This is a genomic window from Arthrobacter sp. NQ4 (genome assembly GCF_029077345.1).
In the GTDB taxonomy this organism is placed as follows: domain Bacteria; phylum Actinomycetota; class Actinomycetes; order Actinomycetales; family Micrococcaceae; genus Arthrobacter.
The window spans coordinates 143169-164645 of the sequence record NZ_JARETC010000010.1; the positions used below are offsets into that span (position 1 = coordinate 143169).

Sequence of the window (21477 nt, forward strand, 5' to 3'; positions counted from 1 at the left end):
TATCCTGCAAGAAGGAAATTGCCAGCGGTCTGCGCGATCTTGGTCAAATCTGGATTCTTACTAGCAGCCAATTCTAGCCGCAGTTGATGGGCACGCGGTGCCCAGGGTGAATGCCCGGAGGGGAACGCGTGGTATTGCAGGAGAAGGCGGAGCCCGCCACTGCGCCCGCGCGCCGTCGTGCCCTCCTCACTGGCACCATCTCGGTGCTCGGCGAGCTGCTGATTACTGCCGGCGTCATCCTCCTGCTGTTTGTCGCGTGGCAGCTGTGGTGGACCAACGTGGAATCCGACGCCAAGCAGAGCCAGGTCATCAAGGAATTCGCCCGGGACCTGGGCAGTGCCGCTCCCGCGACGGCCGCCCCGGCCCCCGCGGCGCCCCCTGCCGCCGGCGAGGATTTTGGCAAACCCGTGGTGGGTACCGCTCCCGGCCACGCCGGCACCATCGGCATCATGTACATCCCCCGGTTCGGCCCCACCTACACGCGTCCCATCGTCCAGGGGACAAGCCAGGACGTGCTGGATACGCTGGGCCTGGGGCACTACAGCAATACGGCAATGCCCGGTGCGGTGGGCAACTTTGCCGTCGCAGGGCACCGGCAGACGCACGGGGCGGTGCTGGACAACATCCACACGCTGGTGCCCGGTGACAAGATCTACGTGCAAACCAAGGACGGTTACTACGTCTACGTCTTCCGGAACAACCAGATCGTGATGCCCTCCCGAACTGACGTCCTGGAACCTGTCCCCACCCAGCCGGGCGTCGCGCCCACCGAAAGCTACCTCACCATGACCAGCTGCAACCCCCGCTTCGGCGCGGAAGAACGCATCATCGCCTACGCCCTGCTGGACAGTTGGCGGCCGGCAGCCGCAGGGCCGCCTGCTGAGATCGCGGCGCAGGTTGCAGCAGCCACCGGAAGGAGCTGACCGTGTACGCCTGGATTTTCCGCCACCTTCCCGGGCCGCTCTGGCTCAGGATCATCATCTCGCTGGCACTGATCTTCGTGGCCCTGGTCCTGATGGTCCAGTTCCTTTTCCCCTGGATGTCCCACTTCACCCAATTCACCGACTCAACGATTGGTTCCGCAGACCAGCCATGACCACAACCAAGATCCTTGTAGTGGATAACTACGACAGCTTCGTCTACACCCTGGTGGGATACCTCCAGGAACTCGGTGCCGAGACCACGGTGGTCCGGAACGATGACGTCACCCTGGCCGAGGCCATCGAGCTTGCCAGTACCCGGGACGGCGTCCTCATTTCCCCCGGTCCCGGAAATCCTGCGGAGGCGGGTGTCTGCATCGAGCTGATCAAGTGGTGCGGTGAGAACAGCGTTCCCATGTTCGGCGTGTGCCTGGGACATCAGGCCCTGGCAGAGGCCTTCGGCGGCAAGGTGACCCACGCCCCCGAGCTCATGCACGGCAAGACGTCCCAGGTGGAGCACACCGGCACCAGCGTGTTCGCCGGCCTCCCCTCCCCCGTCACTGCCACCCGCTACCACTCGCTGGCGGCGGTCCGGGAGTCCATTCCCGAGGTCCTGGAAGTGACGGCGCAGACCGCGTCCGGCGTGGTCATGGGGCTGCAGCACCGGACTGCACCGTTGTGCGGGGTGCAGTTCCATCCCGAATCGGTCCTCACCGAAGGCGGGTACCAGATGCTCGGCAACTGGCTGGAGTCGCTGGGCATGAAGGGTGCGGCCGCGCGGGCTGCGAAGCTAAGCCCGCTGATCCAGCACTAGCAGGGCCAGCCCCCGCCAGGCCGGGCGTCAGCCCTTCCTGGTGGGCTTCGGCGTCGGCGTTGCTGTCGGCGTGGGCGTTTCCGTGGGGGTTTCCGTGGGCGCCGGCGGGGGCGGCGGAGCCTTGGCCACCACGACGGTGATGGTCTTTCCCTGGTCGACGGCGGCGTTGACGGGGTCGCTCTGATCCGTGACCCTGCCGGGCTCCACCTGCGAGTTTTCCGCCTCGACCACTGAAGCGACCAAGCCACGTTCCTTCAGGGCGGCCTCGGCCTCTTCACGTGTCATGCCGCGCAGTTCGGGGACAACCACCTTGCCGGTGGAGACGATGAGCTCCACGCTGGTGCCGACGCCGACGCTTTGCCCGGGCGCCGGGTTGGAGGTGATGACGATCCCGGCGGGGACAGTGGCGCTGTTGGCGGTGGTGGTTGACGGAGCGCCAACCAGCCCCACTTGGCGGAGGATGTCCCGTGCCGCTGCCTCGGTCTTGCCGGGGAGGCTGTCCGGGATCTTGACCGAGCTGGGGCCGTCGGAGACGTTGAGGATTACGTCGGCCCCCGGATCCAGGGAACCGCCGGCCGCGGGATCCGTCCCGATGGCGGTCCCCTTGGGCACCGTGTCGTTTGCCGACCTGGCGATCCTGGGGCGAAGGCCCGCGTTGTACAGCTCCTGGAGCGCAGCGGTTTCCGTCATGGACGCCACCGAAGGGATGGGTACCTTGGGAGGAGCGGGAGCTGGACGGTTCACCGTTTGGTACAGCCACAGCCCGCCCCCCGCGAGAATCAACAGGGTGAAGATCACCAGGGTGGCAATCCAGGCACGACGGCGGGACTTCTGGCGGGCGGTCCGCTCGCGTTCGGGAGCGAGGCCGAGCGGGAGCGGGCCGGCCCCGTAGGCATCCGCACCGTACCCATCCGGCCCGTGCCCATCCGAATCGTGCCCATCCGAATCGTGCCCATCCGCCAGCTCCAGCGGAACCGCGGAACCGCCGTCGTCATGGAACAGGCTGGTGGCAGCCAGCCGCCCCGTGGGCGCGTCGTCAAGGAAGCCTGCCCCCGCAGCAGCGAACGCCTCGGTGGGCGGCGCCGCCTGGGGTACGTGGTCATTCGGATCGGTGGGTGCCTCGGACGCCGGCACGGCCGGGACGGCCACTCCGGCCTTTGCAGCGCGCAGGGCACGCCGGAAAGCGGCCGCATCCTGGAACCGGTCCGCGCGGTTCTTCTGCAGCGCCTTGGCGAGGACCGTGTCCAGCGCCGGTGACACCTCGGGGTTGAGGCTGCTGGCCGGGTCCGGGATTTCGCGGACGTGCTGGTAGGCCACGGAAACCGGGCTGTCCCCGACGAACGGCGGCCTAGAAGTCAGCATTTCGTAGAGCAGGCACGCGGCGGAATAGAGATCGCTGCGGGCGTCGACGGTTTCGCCCCGGGCCTGTTCCGGCGAGAGGTACTGGGCCGTTCCCACCACTGCCTGGGTCTGGGTCATGGTGGCGGAGGAATCGGCGATGGCCCGCGCAATGCCGAAGTCCATCACCTTCACCGAGTTGGTGCCCGGGCAGTACATCACGTTGGCAGGCTTGATGTCCCGGTGCACAATGCCGGCCTTGTGGCTGTATTCGAGGGCCCCCAGGACGCCCAGGCAATAATCGATCGCCTGGCTGATGGTGACCTCGTTGCCGCGGATCAGTTCGCGCAGGGTCCTGCCCTCCACGTACTCCATGACGATGTACGGCACCCGTACGTCCTCGGCGGAGCCGTCGTGGACCACGTGCTCCCCGGTGTCGAAAATCGCCACGATGGAGGGGTGGTTGAGGGCGGCCACCGCCTGCGCTTCACGTTTGAACCGTGCCTGGAACTGCGGATCGCGGGCCATGTCGGGCCGCAGCAGCTTGATGGCGACTGTCCTGCCCAGGCGGGTGTCGGTGCCCCTGTAGACGTCCGCCATGCCGCCGCGGCCAATGAGGTTACCCAGCTCGTAGCGCCCGTTCAGGACACGCCGGTTATCCACCGGCAGGCTGTCCTCCCGGTGCAACGGTGTGCGTGGTGACTCATTCACTGGTGGTCCCGACGGTCAGGGTGCGCAGGTTGGGGGTACTCCCGGCGTCTGGCCGGCCGCACAGGTTGCCAGGGGCGAGATGGGCGTCGGTCCCGCCACCGGGGACGAGGACGTGGGGGCAGGGCTTGGCGCCGCCGTGGTGGGCGCGGGGCTGGGAGCCGTGGCGTAGATGACGGTGATGAGTGAACCCTTGGGCACCGTCCCGGTGGGGTTGAGCTCCAGCACAGTACCAGGCGTCTCGGTGCTGCTCTCCTGCGGAAGGACAGTCACCTGGAGTCCCAGGCCCGCCAGGGCGGACTGGACCTGGCGGTAGTCCTTGCCGAGGTACGCGGCCGGTATCACGTTGACCGTGGCCTGGGTGGGCTGCGTGGTGGGTGTGGGCGTCGGCGTGCTGCGCGTCTGCGTGGGCGTTGCCGAGGCGCTGGTCCGCGTGGGCGTCGCGGACGACGGCGGTGCGCTGCTGGCGGTGGCGCTGGAGCTGGGGTTGCCGGCCGGCGAGAAGAGCCCCACCTGGTTCAGGAGGAAGCCCACCAGGGCGAAGAGGAGCAGCAGGATCAGGGCAACCAGGGGCCAGGTCCACGGGCTGCGTCCCTTGCGCCGGGGCTCATCGGAGGGCGCGTCGTCGTACGTTTCCTCCTCCTGGTCCCAGTTCCGCTCGGCAGCCAATGCGTTGGCGCGGGCCAGCGGCCCCTGCGCACGCTCCCCGCCATCGGCTGATGCGCCGTGGGCGCTGGCAGCCATACCAGCCGCAGCGCCTGCCGCGGCCGCGCCCATCACCGGGAGGGCGGATGTGGCGGTGGGGGCCGAGTCACGCTGTGTGCCGATGACGCCCGTGGGGGCCGTGGCCGTGTCAACGGGTGCGGTGATGGGGCCGGTATCGGCGTCGAAAAGAAGCATGCCGGGCACCGCGGCACGGGCAGCGCCCACATCCCCGTTACGGATGGCTTCCGCAGCTTCGGCGAGCTTGATGGCATTCGCCGGCCGGTCCTTGGGGTCCTTGGCCAGCATGGACATCAGGAGCGCGCGGACCGGCGTGGGCAGGCTCTCCGGGAGGGGCGGCGGGGCGTCGTTCACCTGGGCCAGGGCAATGGCGATCTGCGACTCGCCGGAGAACGGGCGGTGGCCGCTGAGGCACTCGTATCCGATGACGCCCAGTGAGTAGATGTCCGACGAACCGGTGGCGGTCTGGCCCGTTGCCTGTTCGGGCGCCAGGTACTGCGCGGTACCCATGACCTGCCCGGTCTGGGTGAGGGGCACCTGGTCGGCGAGGCGGGCGATGCCGAAGTCGGTGACCTTGACCCGCCCGTCAGGAGTGATCAGGAGGTTGCCGGGCTTGACGTCGCGGTGGACCAGGCCCTGTGCGTGCGCAACGGCCAAGGCGCGGGCGGTCTGCGCGATGATCGACAGCGTACGGTCAGGCGAGAGCACCTGCTCGTGTTCGATGATGCTGCTCAGCGGCTGCCCCGGGACCAGTTCCATGACCAGGTAGGCTGAGCCCTCTTCTTCGCCGTAGTCGAAGACGTTGGCGATCCCCACGTGGTTCAGGAGGGCGGTGTGGCGGGCCTCGGCGCGGAAGCGCTGGAGGAATCCCGGGTCGCCGGTGTACTCCTCCTTCAGCACCTTGATGGCGACGATGCGGCCCAGGACGAGGTCTTTGGCCTTCCAGACTTCCCCCATGCCGCCGATCGCAATCCGCGTGGTCAGCTGGAATCTGCCGCCGAGGGTGATTCCCGTTGTAGGCCTCACTTATTCAACACCGCCTCAAAAATCTTCTTCGCGTTAGGACTGGTCAGCTTTGCTCCCGCGTAGATGTCTACGCCTTCCATGACGATCGTGACGCTGACCTTGGGATTGTCAGCGGGGGCGAACCCGGTGAACCACGAGTTGTTGGTTCCGTTGCCGAGCTCGGCGGTGCCGGTCTTGCCCGCGACCTGCACGCCGGGCACCGCAGCACTCTTGGCGATACCATCCGTCACCACGCTGGTCATCCATTCGGTGATTTGCTTGGCGATCTCCGGGCTGGTGGACGTCCTGAGCTGGGCCGGCTGTGGCTCGTCAATAACGCGCAGATCCGGGGACCGCAGCGTTTTGACCAGGCTGGGCGCCATCTGGACGCCTCCGTTCGCGATGGCGTTCGTCATCATGTTCACCTGCAGCGGCGTCACCCGGACATCCTTCTGGCCGATGGCGGACTGGGCCAGGCCCGGCGCGTCCAGCTTGTCGGGGAACCCGTTCCCCGTTGCGTGGCCAAGCTTCAGCTGGTTTCCAACGTCCTCGCCGAACCCGAACTTCTTGTACTGGGCGGCAATGGCGTCACGGCCAAGGTCCAGGGCGATGCTGGCGAACGGCGTGTTGCAGGACTGCTGCAGGGCGAAGGCGAACCCCGCGGTGTCCCTGGTGTAGCAGTTGCCGCCGGCGTAGTTGGGAAGCTTGTACTGGATGCCGTCGAAAGGCATCTCGGCGGGGTTGGGCAGGACGCTGTCCTTGTTGTACTTCCCCGACGCCAGGGCCGCGGCAGTGTCCACCAGTTTGAAGACCGATCCCGGAGCGAGCAGCTCGCCGGTGGGGCCGCTGACGTTCTGGTTCAGGTTGATGCCGGGGACCTTCACCAGTTCGTTCATGTTGGCGCCTTCGGCGGCGGCATCCTGCGTGGCGGCGAGGTTCGGATTGTAGGACGGCTTGGATGCCATGGCCAGGATGGCACCGGTCTTGGGGTTGGTGACCACGATCGAGCCGCGCTGGCCGTCCGGGATCAGGCTGTAGGCGAGCTGCTGGATCTGGGGGTCGATGGTCAGTTCCACCGAGGCGCCCTTGGGCTGGTTGCCCAGGAAGAGCTGGCCCACCCGGTCAAGGAAAAGCTGGTCCGAGTTGCCTGCCAGTTCGGCGCCCATGGCCTGTTCAAGGCCCGTGGCCCCGTAGTTCTTCGAGAAGTAGCCGGTGATCCCGGCATACAGCTCCGGCTGGGGGTAGGTGCGCTGGAACTTGCAGGTCTCCGAACCGGTCTCCACGGACTCGGCCACGGGGGTGCCGCCGACGATGATGGCGCCGCGGTCGTTGCAGTAGTTCTGGAGAATGGCGCGCTGGTTCAGCGGATTGGTCTTGAGGTCGTCGGCGCCCACCACCTGCACAAAGCTGATGGCGCCGAAGAGCAGCGCGAACATGGCCACTGCGGCTACCCACGAGTGTCGGATTGCCTGGTTCATGCCTGCTTCACCGCCTCGGTTGGAGTGTCAATGCCGGTTGCCGCCGCCGCGCCGGCGGGCGGGAGTGGAGTGGTGTCCACGGGTCCGCGGGCGGCGTGCGAAATCATCAGGAGCAGTCCCACGATGATCCAGTTGGCCAGGAGGGACGATCCGCCGGCCGCGAGGAAGGGCGTGGTGAGCCCGGTCAACGGAATGAGCCGGGTGACGCCGCCGATGACCACGAAGCACTGGAGGGCGACCGCGAAGGACAGGCCGCAGGCGAGGAGTTTGCCGAACGCGTCCCGGGTGCCCAGGGCGGCACGGAAGCCACGGGTGATGAACAGCAGGTACAGCAGGACCACGGCGAACAAGCCGATCAGCCCCAGTTCCTCGCCCAGGGAGGCGATGATCATGTCGCTGTTGGCGAAAGGAACGAGGTCCGGACGCCCCTGGCCAAGGCCCGTGCCCACCAGTCCGCCGTTGGCCATGCCGAACAGGCCTTCGATGACCTGCCGGCTGCCGTTCTCATAGACGTCGGGGGAGAAGGCGTTGAGCCAGCCGTAGACGCGCTGCTGGACGTGGGCGAACACCTGGGCCGCCACGAAACCGCCGCCGATGATCAGGGCCAGCCCAATCACCACCCAGCTGATCCGGCTGGTGGCCACGTAGATCATGACGATGAACAGGCCGAAGAACAACAGGGAGGAGCCCAGGTCGCGCTGGAAGATGAGCACGCCGATGCTGACCAGCCATGCGGTGATCATGGGACCCATGTCCTTGAACCGCGGAAACTGCATGGGGCCGATCTTGCGGCCGGCGAGCAGGATGAGGTCGCGGTTGGAGGACAGATACCCGGCGAAGAATATGGCCAGCGTAATCTTGGCGACTTCGCCCGGCTGGAACGTCATGGGACCAACCCTGATCCACACCCGCGCACCCAGGATTTCACCGGCGCTGATTCCCGGGACAAGCGGCAGGATCAGCAACAGGGCCGAGGCTGCCAGCGAAATAAAGGTAAACCGGCGCAGGATGCGGTGGTCCTTGAGGAAGAAGACCACGGCGATGGCCACCGCCATGGCAATGAGGGTCCACCGGAGCTGGTTGTTGCCGGTGTCCTCGCCGGGAGCATCAAGCCGGTGGATCATTGCCAGGCCCAGGCCGTTGAGGGCGACAACGATCGGAAGTATTACTGGATCGGCATATTTAGCGCGGAACCGCAGGACGCCGTGGAACACCAGGGCGGCCACTGCCAGCAGGCTGGACTGGAACCAGAAATCCGAGTCGAAAGCCTTCTCCTGGTCCACGCCCACCATCATGTTGGCGCCGATGCCGACGGCAAGGGCCAGCAGCAGCAACGCAAGTTCCACGTTGCGGCGAGGCTTGGGCATGGTGCTTACCTGGCTCATTTGGCCGCCTCGCAGGTGATGGTGGGAGTGGGTGAGGGTGACGGTGCGGACGCCGGGGCAGGAGCGGACGCATCCGGTGCCGGTGGCGGCGCCGCTGCACTGGCAGGGGGCGCACTGTTGGAGGGTGCCGGGGCACTGGCGGACGCGGAAGGCTTGGGGCACTCTTCCTCGGGCGAAGTTGTTCCGGTGAGCTCCAGGTTCTTGACGATCCGCTGGGCGTCGTAGAGGTCATTGGCAGGCACCGTCTGCCGGACGCGCTGCTGCGAGAACGGCGGCAGGGAGTCCATGCGGATATCCGTCACTGCTTCGAGGGAGGAAAGCTGGATGGGACCCAGCCGCTGCGACACCCCGTTGTAGATGGCCACGCGGGAGTCGAACTCGCCCACGTAGTAGCGGGTCTGCGTCCATGCGTAACTAAGCCAGAGGCCAACGGCCACCACTACCACGACGGCGGCCGCGATGGACCAGGTCAACCAGCGGCGGGGACGCAGTGGCGGCAGGGTGTCTTCCCCGTCTGCCGGTTCCGCCTTGTGCGTCAGGAGCGTTGCGGCCCGCCGGGCCACGGTACGGCCGGCGACGGTGGGGATGGAACCGGACTCTGCGGCAGCAGCAGCGGCGCCCACCAGTTCATGCGGGCGGGAGGCCAGCTCTTCGCGCAGGACCTCGGCGGAGAGGTGTTCCCCAAGGTGGGGGTCGGTGCCGCCGGAGTCGGCCGGGCTGGCGTCGCCGTCCTTGGCGCCGGCGCCGTCTTCCGTTTCCTTGGCAGGCCCGGTACCTGGCTTGGGAGCTCCGGCTTCCGAACCGGCCACCTCCTTGCCATCGGCCGGCACGGCGGCAGCAGCCTGGGCTGCGGGTGAAGCATCCGCCGCGGCAGCGGGCTTGCTGCCCTGCACCGGCGGGACAATTTCGACGGCTGCCGTGCTGACGTCGTCGGGCGTTTCCTCCACGATGTCCACCATGACCACGGTGACGTTGTCCGGGGAACCGGCCTCAAGGGTCAGTTCAACAAGGGTTTCGGCGCACTCATGCAGGTTGTGGGTTTCGCGGACAGTCCGCTCCACCGCATGCGCGGCCACATAGTTCAGTCCATCCGAGCACAGCAGCCAGCGGTCCCCGGGCCGGGCGTCCAGGGTGTCCAGGTCCAGCTCGGGGCTGGCATCGACGTCACCCAGGACGCGCATGAGGACGTTCTTGTGCGGGTGCGTTTCCGCTTCCTCAGGCCGCAGCCGGCCTTCGTCGATGAGCCGCTGGACGAAGGTGTGGTCCACGCTGACCTGCTTGAATTCACCGTCGCGGAGCCGGTAGGCGCGTGAGTCGCCGATGTGGGCAAAATGCAGTTTGTCATCCGCCAGCAGCAGCGCAGTGACGGTGGTGCCCATACCCGCGAGCTTCGGGTTGATGTGCACCAGTTCAGAGAGCAGGGAGTTGGCAGTTTGGATCTCATCGGCCAGCACGGTCCCGGCGTCCGCCCCGTGGTCCGGGCTGTCCAGGTGGATCATGTCCAGGACGGTCGCAGCTGAGGCAACATCGCCGCCCGCGTGGCCGCCCATGCCATCCGCGACCACTGCGAGATGGCGGCCGGCGTAAGCGGAATCGTCGTTCTTGGAACGGATCCGGCCCACGTCCGACCGCGCGGCGAAGCGCATGATGAGGGGCCGCTGAGCCGGACTGGAGCCGGTTGCGGGGTTTTCAGCCTCGGCCACAGTTACGGCCTCAATTCAATGACCGTCTTGCCGATTCTCACGGGTACCCCTGGCTCGACAGGCAGGGCACGGGTAAGTTGCTGGTCTCCCAGGTAGGTTCCGTTGGTGGAACCAAGATCTTCAATGAACCAGCGGCTGCCCTGCGGAAAGAGCCTGGCATGGCGGCCGGAGGCGTAATCGTCCTCAAGGACCAGGGTGGCTTCCTGGGCGCGTCCCAGCAGGATGGGGCTCGCTGCCAGGGGCAGGGTCCGGCCCTTGAGCGGACCTTCGAGCACCACCAGCTGCCGGGCCTGCTGTTTCACGGGCTGCGGCGGCGCTTCGGCCAGTTCGGGGTTTCGCCGGATCTGGCGGGCCGTGGGTGCACCGGCCGCAGCCTTGCGGCCCAGCATCAGGTCCCGGCGCATGGCGGAGACGATGCTGAAGATCAGGACCCAGAGGAGCAGCAGGAAGCCGAACCGCAGCGCGGTGATGGTGAGGTCGCTCATGCGTGGCCACCCTGGTTGGCAGGAAGCAGGCGGAAGATGATCTTTGTCCGTCCCATCGTGATGGTGGAGCCGTCTGTGAGTTCGGTGCTTCCGGAAACCTTTTGGCCGTTGACGTAGCTGCCATTGGTGGAGCCCAGGTCCACGGCGCTGGTGACACCGTTGGCCGTGCGGATCTCCAGGTGGCGCCGGGATACGCCCGTGTCTTCGATGTGGATGTCCGCCTCTGAGGACCGGCCCAGGATGATGGACGGGGCGTTGAGCGAATAGCGCTGGCCGTCAATGTCCAGCACCGGCTGGAGCCTGACAGGCTGCCGGCTCGGGGCCGCCGGAACGTTGGGCTGGGGCTTTGGCTGGGCGGCGGATCCCTGGGATTTTTCGGTGGAGGAGGCTATTTCAAAATCCCCGGCGCGGAGTTCGGAATCGCGCCGGAACGAAATGCGGACGGGGCCCTGGAGGGTGTAGCCCTGGCTGCGGACGTGGTTGATGACCACGTCGCAGAGTTCTTCGGCCAGCGGCGTGCCCCATTCCTGTGCGCGGCCAAAGTCATCGTCACTGAGCTGGACGTCGAAGACGTTGGGTACCAGCGTGCGTCCGGCCGCCACGGTGAGGGCTTTGTGGTCCACCTCGCGGCGGAGCCGGCTGGCGATCTCAACGGGCTCAACCTGCGCTTTGGAACCGGTGGAGAAGACGCCGCGGACGGCCTTTTCAATGCCACGTTCAACCTTGTCCAGCAGACCCATGGTTCTTCTCCTTTCCCCCCGGTTCCGGGGCAGTAGTTGTTGCTGGCCACCACCTGCAGGGCAGTCCATCGTTGCGCGGTGATGCCCGCGGGCAGTGGCCACTCCTACATCCGATACTAATGGCCAGCCCTGCGAATGACCTTAATCCACAACGGCCGGGCGCCGGCAAAAGTTCGGATGCGTGACTGCTCCGGGCTGTTGCGGCGGGGAATCGGGGGCGCGGCTGATGACCCCAGGATGCCTGCTTTTGCGCGGTTTTTAGCCTGCCGGAGAGGCTTGCGGGAGGGCGGACGGGGGCCAATTGGTAATTTGCGGCATCTGTCCGTTATGCTTGATCTCGCTGCTTTTACGAGGCGCGGAACGGGAAACCGGACCGGCTGAGTGAAGGAAGTTGCGCGCGAGTGGCGGAACGGCAGACGCGCTGGCTTCAGGTGCCAGTGTCCGAAAGGGCGTGGGGGTTCAAATCCCCCCTCGCGCACGCAAATGGAAGAGCCCCGGTCTTGGACCGGGGCTCTTTTGCGTTTCCCGCACGGATCAGCGGTTCTGAAGGATTGCCCCCGTGCACGGACTTCGCACCCGCGCGTTCCAGGGTGGTTCGTCCGGTGGCGGGTGCGTTGAGCGCCTGGCCGGCGGCGCTCACGGACGGGGCCCTAGCTGGACGGGCGCGCTGAAGCCTTGAACCGGCGTCGTGAGTTGGCCAGGTGGCTGCGCATGGCTGCCGCCGCGGCAGCCTCGTCACGGTCGGCGATCGCCTCCAGGATGGACCGGTGCTCCTGGACCACCTGGTCAAAATGGTCCCGGGCGTAATGCTCGACGCCGGTCATCAGGCGGGTGCGGGGCATGGCAATCATGGTCTGGCCCAGGGCCGCCAGACAGTCCGAGTAATAGGGGTTGCCGGATGCTGCGGCCACGGCCCGGTGGAACTCGAAGTCCGATTTCATGGCATGGGCAGGATGGCCCGCGCTTCCGGTGAAGGCCTCCAGTGCCGTACTGGCGGCGCGCAGTTGCCGGTCCGTGTGGTTCCGGGCGGCCAGGGCCGCAGCCTCCGTCTCCACGCCCATGCGGAAGGCCAGCAGGTGCAGCCGGTCCTCTGTAGTGGCCACGGGGCGGACTCCGGGCACTGCCAGCGGCCCTTCCGCGGGCGGAGTAAGGGCGAAGCTGCCGCGGCCGCGTTCGGTTTCGACGAGGCCCTCCGCCTGCAGCCGGGTGAGGGCGGCCCGCACCACAGTGCGGCTGACGCCGAAGTCGCTGATGAGCGTGTTCTCGCTGGGCAGCTTCTCGCCCGGCTGGATCACGCCGTCCACGATGCGGTTGCGGAGGTCAGCGGCAAGGTCCGCGGTGAGGTTCCGGCTCATGGCTCAAGGGTACGGCGTCGGGGTTACGCGCCGAACTCAACGCTCTCGGTGGTCCAGGCCCGTGCCTGGTCGCTCAATGTGACGCCCAGGCCTGGGCGGTCGGGGACGATCATTCGGCCGTCCTTGGTTTCCAGGCGCTCGTTGAATAAGGGGTCCAGCCAGTCGAAGTGCTCCACCCAGGGCTCGCGCGGATAGGCAGCAGCGAGGTGGAGATGGATCTCCATGGCGAAATGCGGGGCAAGTCCCAGTCCGCGCTCGTCCGCAAGGGCGGCGAGGCGGAGGAATTGGGTGATGCCGCCGACGCGAGGGGCATCGGGCTGGATGATGTCGCAGCCGTTCGCGGCAATGAGGCCCTTGTGCTCGGCCACGGAGGCAAGCATTTCGCCGGTGGCAATAGGGGTGTCCAGGACCTGCGCCAGGTGGGCGTGGCCTTCGAAGTCGTAGGCGTCCAGCGGCTCTTCAATCCAGACAAGGTCGAATTCCTCGAAGCGGCGGCCCATGCGCAGGGCGGTGGCGCGGTCCCACTGCTGGTTGGCGTCCACCATGAGCGGAACGTCAGGGCCGATGTGGTCGCGGATTCCGGCAACGCGGCGCAGGTCTTCCTTGCTGTCCGGCAGGCCCACCTTGATCTTGATGCCGCCGATGCCCTCCTCGATCGACTGGGTGGCGCGAGCCTTTACCTCCTCCAGCGTGGCATTCAGGAAGCCGCCGGAGGTGTTGTAGGTCCGCACGGAGTCGCGGTAGGAGCCAAGGAGCTTGGCCAGCGGCAGTCCGGCGCGCTTCGCCTTGAGGTCGTACAAAGCGATGTCGACGGCGGCGAGGGCCTGGGTGGCGACGCCGGACCGTCCCACGGATGCGCCTGCCCACAGGAGCTTGGTGTAGATCCTGGCGATGTCGTTGGGGTCCTCACCGATGAGGCCTCCGGCAACTTCCTTGGCGTGGGCGTACTGGGCCGGCCCTCCGGCGCGCTTGGAGTAACTGAAGCCGATCCCTGAATGGCCCAGTTCGGTGGTGATCTCGGCGAACAGGAAGACCACCTCGGTCATGGGCTTCTGCCGGCCGGTGAAGACCTTGGCGTCGCTGATGGGAACGGTGAGGGGAAGCCTGGCGGTGGACAGCCTGACATGCCGGATGAAGTCGACGGTGCTCATTTAATCTCCTTGGGCGGGGCGGGCTCCTTCGCCCACCCTCTTAGGATATAAGTCACATACTTGTATTACAAGTAGGTGGGGCCGTCCGTGCGATGCGCCACTTACGGTGCCCGGCCGGAATAGCTGCAGGCCAGGAGGCTGTTGACGCAGGCATGAAGGCGATTACTTACAGCGAATACGGCAGCCCCGACGTCCTTGAGCTCACTGAGCAGCCCATGCCGAAAGTGGGACCCGGAATGGTCCTGGTCAAGGTCAAGGCGGCTTCGGTAAACCCGGTGGACTGGAAGATCATGGCCGGCTACCTGGATGCTGCGATGGACCTGCAGTTCCCGGCGGTCCCGGGATGGGACGTGGCGGGCGTGGTGGAATCCGTGGGAATCGATTCCCAGCAGTTCAAGCCCGGGGACGAAGTCATCTCCTATGGCCGCAAGGATTATGTCCACGGCGGCAGCTTCGCCGAATACATTGCTCTTCCTGAAAGGCTCCTGGCCCGAAAGCCCGCCACCCTCGAATGGAACGAGTCCGCAGGGCTCCCGTTGGCCGGATTGACTGCCTACCAGGTCCTGAACCGCCTTGGCCTCACGTCCGGCGAGACCGTGCTGATCCACGGCGGAGCCGGCGGCGTGGGATCCATGGGCATCCAGATCGCCGTGGCCCTGGGAGCCCATGTCATTGCGACGGCGTCGGAAAAGAACCACGTTTTCCTCCGGTCCCTGGGCGCCCATCCCATCACCTACGGTGACGGCCTTGCCGACCGGGTCCGGTCCCTCCGCCCGGACGGTGTTGAGGTGGTTGCCGATTTTGTCGGCGGCAATCTTGAGGCTACCCTCGCGGTGCTTGCTGACGGCGGCAGGCACGCCTCCATCGCCGACAGTGACGTGGAGGAACATGGCGGAACCTGGATGTGGGTAAGCCCTGTGGGCGCCCAACTCCAGGAGCTTGCGGATCTGGTGGACGACAGGAAGATGCGGGTGGAGGTCGCTGAGGTATTTCCGCTGGACCGGGCCGCCGATGCATTCCGGCTCAACATGGCCGGGCATACCCGCGGCAAGATTGTTGTGGCAGTGGACCAAACCCCCTGAGGTCCGTGAGGGCCGCTAGGTCCTGATGGCTCCGAAACCGGCAATCAGGGCCTCGAGCCCAAGCTGGAAGGCGGTATCGGCCGGGCGGCCACGTTCCTGCCGGGCCGGCCCGTCCTGCCCGTGGGCCGAACTCCGCACGGCCGCGGTGAAATGCGGCGTGGATTCCGCCATGGAACCGGAATCGAAGATGTCCTCCGGTGCCGTGACGTCGTACGCAGAGCCGAAAATGAAGGACTCCAGCGCCACGATGGCGGGGACAATGCGCTCCCGGGGGAACCCGGCGTCGAAAAACCCCTTGCTGACGGTTTCGTACATGGCAAGGGTCTGGGGGGCGTCCGTCACCGGCAGGACTGCGATAACGGGAATGAGCGGGGTATGTTCGGCGAAGACATCCCGGTAGCTCCACGCCCAGGTGCGCACCGCGTCTTCCCAGCTGCCGCCCCCGAAACCTGAGACGTCCACCAGTGACATCAGGTGGTCCTCCACCAGGAGCAGTACGTCCTGTTTGGATTTCACATGGTTATAAAGGGCGGAAGGTGCCACGTCGAGCACCTTGGCCAGCGCCGCCATGGTCAGGCCGTCATAACCTTTCCGGCTCACCAGTTCCAGGGCGGCTGCCGTGATCCCCGCCTTGTCCAGCACTGCAGCCGACGGCCGGCCTGCCCGCCTCCTCTGTGCGCCGCCGTTGCTGGCGGAGCGCCCCTGTGCGGCTGATACTGCCGGCATTGCTGCCCTTTCGTCGATGTCCCCTGCATTATTCCATCCAGCACTTCCGCTCCCGGCAGGCACCGGCTATAGTTCTAGCTAAATGAATGGCATTCATTTAGTGGTCCCCGTCACCGAGGGCCGCAGAGAGGACATCATGCTGAACCTGAACCGCGACGTCGTGGTCGTTGGAGCCGGGCCGTCCGGACTCACCGCCGCCCGTGAACTGAAGAAGGCGGGCCTCACCGTCGCCGTGCTTGAGGCCCGCGACCGGGTGGGCGGCCGCACCTGGACCGACACCGTTGATGGGGCCATGCTCGAAATCGGCGGACAGTGGGTCTCGCCGGACCAGACCGCCCTCCTGGAACTGCTCCAGGAACTGGGCCTGGACACCTACCCGCGCTACCGCGAAGGAGAGTCCATCTACATTGGCGCCGACGGCTCACCCGTGCGCTACACCGGGGACACCTTTCCGGTGGACCCGGACACCGCCGTCGAAATGGACCGCCTGGTGGCGCTGCTGGACGGACTCGCCGCGGAGATTGGACCAACCGAACCCTGGGCGCACCCCAAAGCGCGTGAACTGGACACCATCTCCTTCCACCACTGGCTGCGGCAGAACTCGGCCAATGAGGAAGCCTGCAGGAACATCGGCCTGTTCATCGCCGGCGGCATGCTCACCAAGCCCGCGCACTCCTTCTCCGCCCTGCAGGCCGTCCTGATGGCCGCCTCGGCCGGCTCCTTCACCCACCTGACGGACGAGGACTTCATCCTGGACCGCCGCGTGGTGGGTGGAATGCAGCAGGTCTCGCTGCTGCAGGCGCAGGAACTGGGGGAGGACGTGGTCCTTGGCTCCCCGGTCCGCACCATCAACTGGGAGCCGGATGCCGACGGCGGCCACCGCGTCACCGTTGAATCCGACCGGGCCACAGTGAACGCCCGGTTCGTCATCATGGCCGTGCCGCCCAACCTCTACTCCCGTGTCTCCTTCAATCCGCCGCTGCCGCGCCGCCAGCACCAGATGCACCAGCACCAGTCCCTGGGCCTGGTCATCAAGGTGCACGCCGTCTACAGCACCCCGTTCTGGCGGGACAAGGGACTTTCCGGGACCTGTTTCGGGGCAGACGCCCTGGTCCAGGAGGTGTACGACAACACCAACCATGGCGATGCCCGCGGCACGCTGGTGGGCTTCGTCTCCGATGAGAAGGCCGACGCCGTTTTCGAGTTGAGTGCCGAAGAGCGCAGGAAGGCGATCCTCGACTCGATCGCCGGTTACCTGGGCGCGGAAGCCCTGGCGCCGGAGGTCTACTACGAGTCCGATTGGGGCTCGGAGGAGTGGACCCGCGGCGCCTATGCCTCCAGCTATGACCTGGGCGGACTCCACCGCTATGGCAAGGACCAGCACGCCCCCGTCGGCCCCATCTACTGGTCCTCGTCCGATCTCGCCGCTGAAGGCTACCAGCATGTGGACGGCGCCATCCGCATGGGCCGCATCACCGCGGCGCGCATCGCAGAAGTTGCCAAGGTTCCGGTGGCATCCGGCTGGTAAATAAGCATGCTTACTAATAGGCTGGCGACGGGGAGCGTCCCCGACTTTTCGACGAACGAGGTGAGGCATGACTGACGCCCAGAGCATCAGCAAGGTTACGGAGATCATCAACGATTCCAAGATCGGAATGGTCACCACCATCAACGAAGCAGGCGCCCTCGTCAGCCGGCCGCTGGCGGTCCAGGAGGTCAAGGACGACGGCGACATGTGGTTCTTCACGGGCCTTGGCACCTCGCAGGTAGCGCACGTCCAGGCCGACCCGCGTGTCAACGTCGCCTTTGGCAAGAAGACCGAATGGGTGTCCGTTGCCGGAACCGCGGAAGTGGTCACGGACCGGGCCAAGATCCACGAGATGTGGAACCAGGTTGTTGAAGCATGGTTCCCGGACGGTCCGGACACCCCCGAGGTGTGCCTGCTGCGGGTCGATTCGGATTCCGCCGAGTACTGGACCAGCCCGGGCGGCACCGCTGCCACGGTGCTTCAGTGGGTGAAGTCAAAAGTCACCAACAGCCGGATGAGCGTCGGCGAAAGCGGAACTGTGGAGCTGTAGCGCAGGCTGTTGACAGGGGGCGGGGCGGCTACTGCTGCTCCGCCCCTTTCAATGCCTCCAGGACTGCAGGCAGCAGCACGTCATTGCGGCCCCACACAGGATCCAGGATCTCCACATACCAGGAATCCGCGAGCAGGAGGGCCAGCGCATCGTTGGTCTCCCCGGCCCAGTCCTGGATCTGGGCCTCCTCCACGGGGTTCTCGCTGGAGCCGAGGACCGTGGTGATCTCTGCTCCGGCCAGGGTCACGGGAATGGCGGCGCTGCTTGCCTCGCCGGGAGCGTGGACTACCGTCACCAGCTCCGTGCGGGTGGAAAGTGCCAGCAGGCTCCGCGCGGTTTCGGCGCTGCAGAAGCCGGTGACGTACTGCCGCTGCGCCGCCCCATCAGCCAGAATGCCCGGCTGGGACTCCTTCGTGAACAGCCCGCTGCGGTTCAACTCTGCCAACGGCGCGGCCAGTGGCTCCGTCTCGGCGTCGAACGCCGCAGCGAAGTGGCCCGGCTGGTACGAACTCCCGCCTTCCAGCCACCGTGCCGTCAGCTCACCGGCGGCCTCCAGCGTGGTGGCTTGCCGCCAGACCCCGCGGTCCTCCAGCAGCCGGCCGTACTCGTCATGGACAGGCAGTTCCTCAGGCTTCATCTTGGGATGCTATCGCCGGGCCTCCGCGCCGATCCAACCCCTTCGACACAGCAGTTAACTTCAGCCGGCCTGCTTCATTGGCATGGCCGCCGGAATTCCCGCCGCCCGTTCCGCTGCTGCGAGCGATGCAGCCAGGCTTCCGACGGCGTCCGGGTAGCCCTTGTGCGTGGCGGTCCGCAGTTGGTCCGCGGTCCGCATGGCCTTGATCAGTGCCGACGTTTCCGGCAGCCGCACGTCGGTCAGTGCCGGGTAGTCGATGCTGCAGCCGGGATCCAGTTCGTAGCGCCGCCAGCGGACTATGAGCTCATCATGCTGTATCCGGGCGGCCTGATGCGCGGAGAGCTGCTCCCGGTATTCACGCCGGGCGGCGCGCCACGCCAGGAACTTTGGGCTGCCCCGGTAGGCCGCAAGGCCCGAGGCCGCAGCTGCCCCGGCCAGCACCAGCCCCGCCCAGGGAGAAACCAGGGCCGGGATCAGAAGGGCCGGAAGCGCCACGCAGGAACCGAGGAACAGGTCCCAAAACAGCTGGTCAGGAGCCTCCGGTGCGCCGCCTGCGGTTGCCAGGGACCGTCGTCGTACAACGAAAACCGTGGCGGCGACGCTGGCAACCAGCACGGCACCGCACAGCAGGACCACCCCCGCACCTTGAAGCAGTCCCTGGGTCAAGGACTCCGCCACGACTGACATCCTGCACCTCCCGCGCCCGTCATTCCCCACAAAGACTTGGCCCCGGCCGGAAAGCCCGGGCTGGTCCTTCCATTGGACCGTCTTCCAGGCACAGCGTCAATGGCTGCAAAATGCGGAGGCAGGCACTCCAAAGGGCGCCATGATGGGCGGTAGCGTGGGACCATGCGACTCAAAATGTGCAGCATCCACGTCCAGGACCCCGCGGCCGCCCACGCCTTCTACACCGGCACGCTCGGCTTTGACACCCTCATGGCCATGCCGGAGTACAACCTGTACATCATCAAGGATCCGGGGGCGGCCGACAGTTCGGTGGGGCTGCTCCTGGAGCCCAGCGACAACCCGATCGGCGCCAGCTACATGAACGCCGTGCGTGAGGCCGGCCTCCCCGCCATCGTTTTCGGGGTACCCGATGTCCAGGCAGAGTATGACCGCCTGTCGGCCGCCGGGGTCAGCTTCAAGACTCCGCCCACCACGGACTCATTTGGGACCAGCGCCGTGTTCGACGACGGCTGTGGCAACTACATCCAGATCCACCAGGACTGACGGCCCGGGATGCAACAGAAGCTTGTCCGCGCATCCGGACGCTGAGGCTCCGGACGGGCGAATAAGCTTCTGAAAGGGCGGCGGTGCAGGCTAAGCCTGGGCGCGGTCCTTCTTTGCCTGCTTCTTCGCGGCCTCGTCCTTGACCCGCTGGGCCTCGGCACGGACTGCAGCGTGCGTGGCGCGTTCGGTGACGAGCCACTGCGGGGGAGCCTGCAGCAGCGCGGTGATCTCCGCCGTCGTGAGCGCTTCCTCCACGCCGCCGCGTGCCAGGCCGCTGATGGACACGTTGAGCTTCTGGGCCACCACGGGGCGGGGGTGCGGCCCATTGCGGCGGAGTTCGGCAAGCCATTCCGGCGGGTTGGCCTGGAGTTCGGCGAACTCCTCGCGGGTAATGGTTGAATCCTGGAACTCCTGCGGGGTGGCCGGCAGGTAGATGCCAAGTTTCTTGGCAACGGTGGCCGGCTTCATGGACTGGGAGTTTGCAGAGGTCATGCTTCAAGGGTATCCGGGCGGCGGGTACTGTGAAGACGTGCCCGCCGACAATGCCCCCATGCCTGATTCCCAGCCCGCCCCCGACGAGGCGGCGCCGCGGGTGCTGCGCGTCGCGTATGTGGCAGGGGTGACGCCGGGCAAGTGGATCCGCCGCTGGGAAGAGCGGATGCCCCATATTCCCCTTGAAGCATTCATGATCGACGACGGCGTGCAGCGCCAGGTGCTGGAAAGCGGCCAGGCTGACATGGCCTTCGTCCGCCTGCCGATTGACCGGGACGGCCTCAGCGTCATCCCGCTCTACGAGGAACAACCCGTGGTGGTTGCCCCCAAGGGCCACGAGATCTCAGTGTTCGAGGAAGTGGCCCTTGCCGACCTCGCCCAGGAGTCCTTCCTCGATGCTGCTGCCTTGGGCGGCCCGGAGACGGCGCTCCAGGTGGTGGCCTCCGGGGCCGGGCTGCTGGTCCTCCCGATGTCAGTGGCGCGCCACTTCAACGTCAAAGACACCGTGGCGCGCAGGCTCACCGGGGCGGAGGAGACGGAAATCGCCCTGGCCTGGCCCGCGGAGGCCACGGACGACGTGCTGGAGGAATTCATTGGCGTGGTGCGCGGCCGCACCGCCCAGAGCTCCCGCCAGCCCTCCGCCCAGCCACAAAAGGTGAAGAAGGAACCCAAACCGGACCGCCGCGGCACCGGAACCAAAAAAGCGCCCAAGGTGGCCCAGCGCTATGCCCCCAACCCTGACAAGGGCCGCGGCAAGGGGTCGCGGAAGAAGGGCAAGCGCTAGCCCCCATGAGCCCACCAGGCACCTGGTTGTTGACCGAATAACAGAAAGCCGGCCCCGCATGATGCGGAGCCGGCTTTGCTGCAGTCCGTCGCTGCCCGCGCGGACTAGGTGTTTTGGATGGTGTCTTTGGCGTCGGTTGCGCGGTCTTTGACGTCGGTGGCTGCGTATTGGCCTTCGGTTTTGACGTTTTGGGCGGCGTCGGTGGCGGTGGCCTTGACGTTTTCCATGGCTTCCTGGGCGGGTTCCTTGAGGTCCTGGGCCATGGTTTTGGCGGCGTCGGTGACCTGGGTTGCCAGGGGCTGGGCTGCGGTTTTGAGTTGGTCCGCGGCTTCGCGTTCTTTGTCGCTGGCTGGGATCAGGGAGGAGATCAGCATGCCGGCGCCGAAGGCGATGAGGCCGGCGGCCAGGGGGTTGCCGGCGGTTTTGGCTTTGACCTGGTCGGGGGCGTGGGAGACGGCCTGGCCGGCGTCGGAGAGTTTCGCGGAGACGGTGTCTGTTGCCTGGTGCAGGTTGTCTCCTGCGGTGTGCATGGCGTTGGTGGTGTGCCCGGCTCCGGTGGCGGTGGTGTCGTGGACTTTGGTGCCGGCGGTGTCTGCTGCTCCCATGATTTTCTCCTTCACCCCGGTCACGGCGTCGCGGACCT

The 21477-nt window shown here is 66.5% G+C and carries 22 protein-coding genes and 1 tRNA gene; 9 read left to right on the plus strand and 14 right to left on the minus strand.

Annotation, left to right across the window (positions count from 1 at the left end; all coding sequences use genetic code 11):
* Positions 1–128: 128 nt before the first annotated feature.
* The 3 genes from PUN51_RS16270 to PUN51_RS16280 are packed head-to-tail and all read left to right on the plus strand — an operon-like array spanning position 129 to position 1734.
* On the plus strand, positions 129–923 hold the full coding sequence (locus tag PUN51_RS16270) for a class E sortase (protein WP_275181763.1): 795 nt from the start codon (positions 129–131) through the stop codon (positions 921–923).
* A 2-nt stretch (positions 924–925) separates the two neighbouring features.
* Entirely contained in the window at positions 926–1096 is a 171-nt protein-coding gene (locus tag PUN51_RS16275; protein ID WP_201302364.1) for a hypothetical protein, read from the plus strand.
* Positions 1093–1734: an aminodeoxychorismate/anthranilate synthase component II gene (locus PUN51_RS16280; protein ID WP_159629353.1), complete on the plus strand. Its 642-nt coding sequence runs from the start codon at positions 1093–1095 to the stop codon at positions 1732–1734. Before PUN51_RS16275 ends, PUN51_RS16280 begins: the two co-directional genes overlap by 4 nt.
* Positions 1735–1761: 27 nt before the next feature.
* Here PUN51_RS16280 and pknB read toward each other — a convergent pair whose 3' ends face one another.
* Genes pknB through PUN51_RS16315 form a run of 7 tightly spaced genes read right to left on the minus strand, consistent with a single transcriptional unit; the run spans position 1762 to position 11299 of the window.
* Positions 1762–3783, minus strand: a complete 2022-nt coding sequence (pknB, locus tag PUN51_RS16285; RefSeq protein ID WP_275181765.1) for a Stk1 family PASTA domain-containing Ser/Thr kinase — start codon at positions 3781–3783, stop codon at positions 1762–1764.
* 15 nt (positions 3784–3798) lie between these two features.
* The gene (locus tag PUN51_RS16290; RefSeq protein ID WP_159629351.1) at positions 3799–5529 is read right to left on the minus strand and encodes a serine/threonine-protein kinase; all 1731 of its coding nucleotides are present in this window, start codon (positions 5527–5529) and stop codon (positions 3799–3801) included.
* Positions 5526–6986, minus strand: coding sequence for a peptidoglycan D,D-transpeptidase FtsI family protein (locus PUN51_RS16295; RefSeq protein WP_275181768.1), 1461 nt, complete (start codon positions 6984–6986; stop codon positions 5526–5528). Before PUN51_RS16295 ends, PUN51_RS16290 begins: the two co-directional genes overlap by 4 nt.
* On the minus strand, positions 6983–8371 hold the full coding sequence (locus tag PUN51_RS16300) for an FtsW/RodA/SpoVE family cell cycle protein (RefSeq protein ID WP_275181769.1): 1389 nt from the start codon (positions 8369–8371) through the stop codon (positions 6983–6985). The genes PUN51_RS16295 and PUN51_RS16300 overlap by 4 nt, the downstream gene beginning before the upstream one ends.
* Complete coding sequence (locus PUN51_RS16305) at positions 8368–10074, minus strand: PP2C family protein-serine/threonine phosphatase (protein ID WP_374114962.1); 1707 nt, start codon at positions 10072–10074, stop codon at positions 8368–8370. The genes PUN51_RS16300 and PUN51_RS16305 overlap by 4 nt, the downstream gene beginning before the upstream one ends.
* Before the next feature lie 2 nt (positions 10075–10076).
* Positions 10077–10559, minus strand: coding sequence for an FHA domain-containing protein FhaB/FipA (locus tag PUN51_RS16310; RefSeq protein WP_275181771.1), 483 nt, complete (start codon positions 10557–10559; stop codon positions 10077–10079).
* Positions 10556–11299 (minus strand): FhaA domain-containing protein, encoded by a 744-nt coding sequence (locus tag PUN51_RS16315; protein WP_159629343.1) that lies wholly within the window; start codon positions 11297–11299, stop codon positions 10556–10558. Before PUN51_RS16315 ends, PUN51_RS16310 begins: the two co-directional genes overlap by 4 nt.
* 395 nt (positions 11300–11694) lie before the next feature.
* On the opposite strand from PUN51_RS16315, the gene PUN51_RS16320 reads away from it, so the two are divergent.
* Positions 11695–11777: transfer RNA gene (locus tag PUN51_RS16320), tRNA-Leu, on the plus strand.
* A 172-nt stretch (positions 11778–11949) separates the two neighbouring features.
* Here the strand turns inward: PUN51_RS16320 and PUN51_RS16325 are convergent.
* A complete protein-coding gene (locus PUN51_RS16325; protein WP_275181773.1) occupies positions 11950–12654 on the minus strand; it encodes a FadR/GntR family transcriptional regulator in 705 nt (234 codons plus the stop codon).
* Between the two features lie 23 nt (positions 12655–12677).
* The gene (locus tag PUN51_RS16330; RefSeq protein ID WP_275181774.1) at positions 12678–13805 is read right to left on the minus strand and encodes an L-talarate/galactarate dehydratase; all 1128 of its coding nucleotides are present in this window, start codon (positions 13803–13805) and stop codon (positions 12678–12680) included.
* 152 nt (positions 13806–13957) lie between these two features.
* Here PUN51_RS16330 and PUN51_RS16335 point away from each other — a divergent pair, with 152 nt between their 5' ends.
* Positions 13958–14887, plus strand: coding sequence for an NADP-dependent oxidoreductase (locus tag PUN51_RS16335; RefSeq protein WP_275181775.1), 930 nt, complete (start codon positions 13958–13960; stop codon positions 14885–14887).
* Between the two features lie 15 nt (positions 14888–14902).
* Here the strand turns inward: PUN51_RS16335 and PUN51_RS16340 are convergent, their stop codons facing one another.
* Complete coding sequence (locus PUN51_RS16340; RefSeq protein WP_275181777.1) at positions 14903–15613, minus strand: TetR/AcrR family transcriptional regulator; 711 nt, start codon at positions 15611–15613, stop codon at positions 14903–14905.
* An 82-nt stretch (positions 15614–15695) separates the two neighbouring features.
* Here PUN51_RS16340 and PUN51_RS16345 point away from each other — a divergent pair, with 82 nt between their 5' ends.
* Both PUN51_RS16345 and PUN51_RS16350 read left to right on the plus strand, forming a co-directional pair.
* Positions 15696–17141, plus strand: coding sequence for a flavin monoamine oxidase family protein (locus PUN51_RS16345; protein ID WP_275181779.1), 1446 nt, complete (start codon positions 15696–15698; stop codon positions 17139–17141).
* A 67-nt stretch (positions 17142–17208) separates the two neighbouring features.
* The gene (locus PUN51_RS16350; protein WP_159629334.1) at positions 17209–17691 is read left to right on the plus strand and encodes a pyridoxamine 5'-phosphate oxidase family protein; all 483 of its coding nucleotides are present in this window, start codon (positions 17209–17211) and stop codon (positions 17689–17691) included.
* A 28-nt stretch (positions 17692–17719) separates the two neighbouring features.
* Here PUN51_RS16350 and PUN51_RS16355 read toward each other — a convergent pair whose 3' ends face one another.
* Together PUN51_RS16355 and PUN51_RS16360 are read right to left on the minus strand one after the other, a co-directional pair.
* Positions 17720–18328, minus strand: coding sequence for a DUF6919 domain-containing protein (locus PUN51_RS16355; protein ID WP_159629332.1), 609 nt, complete (start codon positions 18326–18328; stop codon positions 17720–17722).
* 60 nt (positions 18329–18388) lie between these two features.
* Positions 18389–19015, minus strand: coding sequence for a hypothetical protein (locus PUN51_RS16360; protein WP_275181782.1), 627 nt, complete (start codon positions 19013–19015; stop codon positions 18389–18391).
* Between the two features lie 162 nt (positions 19016–19177).
* Between PUN51_RS16360 and PUN51_RS16365 the strand changes: the two genes are divergently transcribed.
* Positions 19178–19558, plus strand: a complete 381-nt coding sequence (locus tag PUN51_RS16365; protein ID WP_159629328.1) for a VOC family protein — start codon at positions 19178–19180, stop codon at positions 19556–19558.
* A 90-nt stretch (positions 19559–19648) separates the two neighbouring features.
* On the opposite strand, the gene PUN51_RS16370 is transcribed toward PUN51_RS16365, so the two are convergent.
* A complete protein-coding gene (locus tag PUN51_RS16370; protein ID WP_159629326.1) occupies positions 19649–20050 on the minus strand; it encodes a DUF5997 family protein in 402 nt (133 codons plus the stop codon).
* 58 nt (positions 20051–20108) lie between these two features.
* Here PUN51_RS16370 and PUN51_RS16375 point away from each other — a divergent pair, with 58 nt between their 5' ends.
* Positions 20109–20834, plus strand: coding sequence for a LysR family substrate-binding domain-containing protein (locus PUN51_RS16375; protein ID WP_275181783.1), 726 nt, complete (start codon positions 20109–20111; stop codon positions 20832–20834).
* Between the two features lie 104 nt (positions 20835–20938).
* On the opposite strand, the gene PUN51_RS16380 is transcribed toward PUN51_RS16375, so the two are convergent.
* On the minus strand, positions 20939–21477 hold a 539-nt coding region (locus PUN51_RS16380), incomplete at its 5' end, for a hypothetical protein (RefSeq protein WP_275181785.1).